This window comes from Kitasatospora sp. NPDC018619 (genome assembly GCF_044391605.1).
Taxonomy (GTDB): Bacteria; Actinomycetota; Actinomycetes; order Streptomycetales; family Streptomycetaceae; genus Kitasatospora.
In genome coordinates this window covers 1-5,205 of record NZ_JBISAI010000042.1, presented here as the reverse complement: position 1 = coordinate 5,205, position 5,205 = coordinate 1, and the positions used below count along the sequence as shown (strand labels likewise).

At 71.6% G+C, this 5,205-nt stretch carries 3 protein-coding genes and 2 pseudogenes; all 5 read left to right on the top strand.

Features of this window, described 5'->3' with window-relative positions:
• A pseudogene (locus tag ACH5AR_RS33800) lies at positions 1-94 on the top strand (ATP-binding protein); the annotation flags it as partial.
• 401 nt (positions 95-495) lie between these two features.
• Complete coding sequence (locus tag ACH5AR_RS33795; protein WP_396305353.1) at positions 496-3,858, top strand: nitrate- and nitrite sensing domain-containing protein; 3,363 nt, start codon at positions 496-498, stop codon at positions 3,856-3,858.
• Positions 3,859-3,868: 10 nt separating this feature from the next.
• Positions 3,869-4,282: a roadblock/LC7 domain-containing protein gene (locus ACH5AR_RS33790; RefSeq protein ID WP_030248297.1), complete on the top strand. Its 414-nt coding sequence runs from the start codon at positions 3,869-3,871 to the stop codon at positions 4,280-4,282.
• 161 nt (positions 4,283-4,443) lie between these two features.
• Positions 4,444-5,082 carry a DUF742 domain-containing protein gene (locus tag ACH5AR_RS33785; protein ID WP_396305352.1) on the top strand — a complete coding sequence of 213 codons (639 nt, stop codon included), beginning with the start codon at positions 4,444-4,446 and terminating at the stop codon, positions 5,080-5,082.
• A pseudogene (locus ACH5AR_RS33780) lies at positions 5,063-5,205 on the top strand (ATP-binding protein); the annotation flags it as partial. The gene ACH5AR_RS33785 and the pseudogene ACH5AR_RS33780, both read left to right, overlap by 20 nt.

Below are 5,205 nucleotides of genomic sequence, written 5' to 3'. Positions count from 1 at the left end.
CCCCGTCATCACCCTCGACGCCCGCCGACGCGACAGCGCCAAGAGCGCCCTCATCACCCTCGTCGAACACGCCCTCCTCGCCCGGCTCCGCTGAGCGGGAGGGAACCGCACCGCCCCGGCGGCCCGTCTCCCGCCACGGACCGTCGGGGCCGCGACGCTTACCGGCCGGTGTCCTCCGGGGGCCCCGCGCAAGACCCGTGTATAAGCAGCGGATAACAGTTCGGTAGGCATTTTGTGATCAACAATGACTCAGTGTGGCGAATCAGCGCCACTCAGCGCCAGGTGACCACGGTTTTGCTCCATCATGTCGGTGATTGTCCGGATTGTACCGACGCAGGTGCCGGACGGCGGCTGTTTGTCCCCCAACCCTGCACGTGCTGAAATTCCAGCTATCCCTGGGTGTCTCCTGCGCCGGCCCGTCCGGCGGCGGGTCAGGGCCCCTGGGTAGCGCTGGATTGATCCATGGCCGGCAGTCGGCCGAGAGGTAGTTGTCGAGTGAGGCGTAAGCAGCAACCCGCCCCGCAGCGGCGCTCCGAGTCCCGCCAGGGCGAGCCGAACGGCACCCCGGAGGGTCCGGCGGGATTCTCCGCGTTCACTCCCACCGAGGAGCGCGCCCAGAACCCCGCCCCGGCCCCCGAGCCCCAGGCCGCCGCCACGACGCCCCGCGGCGGCGGCTCGTCCGGCGACGGCCGCGGCCCCAGCCGGTACGACTTCCTCCGCCCGCGCAACTGGCGCGTGCCGACCCGTCTGATCGCGATCCTGCTGATCCCCGTGATCATCAGTCTCGTCTTCGGCGGTCTGCGCGTGAACACCTCCGTCGACGGCTACATCAAGGCCTCCCGCGCCGAGAAGACCGCCGAGCTGGCCAAGGCGGCGACCGAACTCGCCGAAGCGCTGGAGAACGAGCGCGACAAGACGCTCATACCCCTGATCACCAAGCAGGACCCGAACAACGAGGTGACCAAGCGGCGGGGCGACACCGACGCCGCGCTGAAGGCCTACAACGCCGCCTACGCGGCCTCCGACCAGTCCGGCGAGCTCCCCCGCCGCCACGCGGCCTTCCAGTCCCTGGTCGTCGACCTGCCGCACCTGCGGGCCAACGCCTACAACCCCGAGCTGTTCATCAGCGCCACCGCCAACGCCTACTCGGTGCTGCTCGCCCCGCTGCTGGCCTACGACAACTCGGTCGGCCTCGGCTCCAGCAACGCCACCAGCAAGGGCCGCGCGATCTACGCGATGTCGCTGGCCAAGGCCTCCGCCTCGACCCAGCGCGCCCTGATGCTCAACCTGCTCGTCGGCATCTCCGCCAACGTCACCACGCGGTACGAGAACCAGGACGTGATCCAGCAGATCCTGGTCGCGGAGAAGCTGGAGCAGGTCTCCATCAACGAGTTCAACACCGGCAGCGCCCCGGAGGACGCCAGGAAGTACGCGGCCGCGCAGGTCGCCCTGGCCACCGCCCAGGACCGCTCGGCGTACAAGATGCCCAACGGCGCGGCGCCCACCATGCAGGGCCTGCTCCAGCTGGGCTCCGCCTACAGCCAGGCCGCCTCGGAGGGCCAGCTGAAGGGCAAGGCCGCCGCCGACGCCGCGTACGCCGAGGCGAAGAACGCCGGCCTGACCCCGGACAACTGGAACCAGGCCGCCAACACCCACATCCAGGCCCTGCGGAACACCGAGGTCGCGCTGCTGGACGACGTCCTCACCGACTCCCGCGCCCTGAAGGACAACGCGCTCTACGACGCCATCCTCAACACGGTCATCGTCGTCGCGGCGCTCGTCCTGGCCGGTCTGCTCACCGGCTACGTGGCCCGCTCGATGATCCTCGGCATGCGCACCCTGCGCGGTGCCGCCCTGGAGATCGCCGACCACCGCCTGCCGGACCTGGTCGAGAAGCTCTCCAAGACCGACCCCGACCGGGTCGACACCTCGGTGACCCCGATCCCGCTGCACGGCAAGGACGAGATCGGCGAGGTCGCCCGGGCGTTCGACCAGGTCCACCAGCAGGCCGTGGCGCTCGCCGCCGAGCAGGCCCTGCTGCGGGGGAACGTCAACGCGATCTTCACCAACCTCTCGCGCCGCAGCCAGAGCCTGATCCAGCGCCAGCTGGCGCTGATCACGGACCTGGAGAACAACGAGGCGGACCCGGACCAGCTGGAGAACCTCTTCAAGCTGGACCACCTGGCCACCCGCATGCGCCGCAACGGCGAGAACCTCCTCGTCCTCGCCGGCGAGGAGGCCGGCCGCCGCTGGAACACCCCGGTCCCGCTGGTCGACGTGCTGCGCGCCGCCGCCTCCGAGGTGGAGCAGTACGAGCGCGTCGAGCTCTCCGGCATCCCGGAGGTCGACGTCGTCGGCGCCGCCGTGACCGACCTCGTCCACCTGCTCGCCGAGCTGCTGGAGAACGCCACCTCGTTCTCCAGCCCGCAGACCCGGGTCCTGGTCAACGCGACCCGCCTGCCGGACGGCCGCGTGCTGGTCGAGATCCACGACAAGGGCATCGGCCTCACCGCCGAGGACTTCGCGGAGATCAACGAGAAGCTGGCCGAGCCGCCCACGGTGGACGCCACCATCTCCCGCCGCATGGGCCTGTTCGTGGTCGGCCGGCTCTCCCAGCGGCACGACATCCGCGTCCAGCTCCGCCCGTCCGGCGAGTCCGCCGGCACCACCTCGCTGGTCATGCTGCCGCCGTTCGTCACCCAGTCCGCCGCGGCACCGGAGCCGGACGAGCAGTTCACCGTCTCGCGGATCTTCGCCGAGCAGGAGCCAGCCGCCGAGTGGGCGCCGCAGGCCCCCGCCCGCAGCGCCGCCGAGCTCGGCTTCGACGACCACCTCACCGGCACCGGCAACGCCGGCTCCAGCGGGTTCAGCCCCGCCCTGGAGGCCGTCCAGCGCTCGCAGCGCCTCGACCAGGTCCGCCGCGCGGCCCTGGAGAGCGCCCCGCAGGCGCCGGTGGTCGACGCCGAGGTCGAGGAGGACTACCAGCAGGGCTACGACCAGTACGCCCCGCAGGGCTACGGGCAGCAGGAGTACGCCGAGGAGCCGTACGCCGAGGAGCAGTACGGCTACGACCAGGGCGGTTACGACCAGGGCGGCTACCAGCAGGACGAGTACGCCCAGGACGGCTACGACCAGTACGCCCCGCAGGGCTACGGGCAGCAGCAGGAGTACGCCGACGGCTCGTACGGCTACGACCAGGACGGCTACCGGCAGGACGGCTACGACGACCAGTACGGCCGGCCGGCCCAGGAGTCCCCGGCCGACCACCCGTACACCCCGGAGCCGCCCGCGCTGCCCGCCGCCGAGCCGCACACCACCCTGCCGTCCGGGCTGCCGCAGCGCCGCCCCGGCGAGCAGCTGGCCGGGGGCCCCTCCGCGACCCCGGCCGGTGGCAGCCCGTCCGGTGAGAGCCCGAACTGGTTCGCCGGCGCCAAGGACACCTCGGCGCCCGAGGTCCAGCGCGGCCACGACGTGTCCTCGCTCGGCGGTTACGGCCCGACCGGCCCGACCGCCAGCGCCGCCTGGCAGTCCCCCAACGACGGCGACTGGCAGCGGGCCGAGCAGCTGCGCGAGCCCGCGTCCGGCGGCACCACCGGTGCCGGTCTGCCGCGCCGCGTGCCCAAGCAGAACCTGGTGCCCGGCAACGCCAAGTCCACCTCGCAGGACGGGCCGCAGGTCTCCCGCAGCCCGGAGGAGGTCCGTGGCCGCCTCACCAACCTGCGCCGCGGCGTGGAGCAGGGCCGCAGCGCCGGCAACACCGGAAGCTTCCGGATCGACCCCGATCAGGCAGACCAGTCCGGCAACGGACAGAACCGCAGCACCGATCTCTTCGGCGGCTCGAACCACCAGGAGCGTTGAGTTGACTCAGATGAGCCAGGCCGCACAGAACCTGAACTGGCTGATCACCAATTTCGTGGACAACACCCCCGGGGTGTCCCACACCGTGGTGGTCTCCGCGGACGGCCTCCTGCTGTGCATGTCGGAGGGCTTCCCCCGGGACCGCGCCGACCAGCTCGCCGCCGTCGCCTCCGGCCTCACCTCCCTCACCTCCGGCGCCAGCCGGATCTTCGAGGGCGGCGAGGTCAACCAGACCGTGGTCGAGATGGAGCGGGGCTTCCTGTTCCTGATGGCCGTCAGCGACGGCTCCGCGCTCGCCGTCCTGGCCGCGCCGGACTCCGACATCGGCCTGGTCGGCTACGAGATGGCCCTGCTCGTCGACCGCGCCGGCGCCGTCCTCACCCCCGCCCTGCGCGCTGAACTCCAGGGCAGTCTCCTGCACTGACGGTTCGTCGGATACCGTCCAGGTATTCGAAGTACCTCCGCGTCCTTCCCGGGCCCGCTTCGGCGGGCTCGGGTTCGGACGTTGTACGGCCTTCGCACCACCGGCTCCGGACCTGCGCCGAAGCTCGCACCGCACCGCCGCACCCTGTGAGGAGAGGAACCGTGACACCGCCCGACGACCGCAGCGGCCAGTACGGTGTTCCGTACCCTGGCACAGGCCATGACGCCTTCGGAGCACCCGGCGTCGGCCACGGTCAGCAGTACGGCCGGCACCAGTACGGACAGCCCCGGCAGACGTACCGCCGCCCCGAGGAGCAGTACGGCCAGTACGACCAGTACGCCCACCAGGGCGCGTACGGCGCCCCGGCCCCCGGCTACCCGGCTCCGGCGCCCGAGCCGGCCCCCGGCTACCTGCCCCAGGAGCCCGGCCACGTCGAGGAGTTCGAGGACGAGCCCGACTCCGGACCGCTGATCCGCCCGTTCGCCATGACCGGCGGACGGACCAGGCCGCGCTACGAACTCGCGCTGGAGGCCCTGGTCTCCGCCGACGTCGACCCGCAGCGCCTGGCCACGCTGCTCCCCGAGCACCAGCGGATCTGCACGCTGTGCACGGAGGTCAAGTCCGTCGCCGAGGTGTCGGCACTGCTCTCACTTCCCCTGGGGGTGGCCCGCATCCTCGTGGCCGACCTGGCCGAGGCCGGCCTGGTCGCCATCCACCAGCCCGCTTCCGGCGGCGAAACCGGAAACCAGCCCGACGTCACGCTGCTCGAAAGGGTCCTCAGTGGACTTCGCAAGCTCTAACGCGGCCGCCCCCACCCGCGCCACCACCTCGGCCAAGATCGTCGTCGCGGGCGGCTTCGGTGTCGGCAAGACCACGCTCGTCGGCGCCGTCTCCGAGATCAACCCCCTGCGCACCGAAGCCGT

What these genes read in the sequence shown, in the direction of transcription:
- ACH5AR_RS33790 (WP_030248297.1), top strand. Translation starts at nt 3,869, where the DNA reads ATGAGCCAGGCCGCACAGAACCTGAACTGGCTGATCACCAATTTCGTG.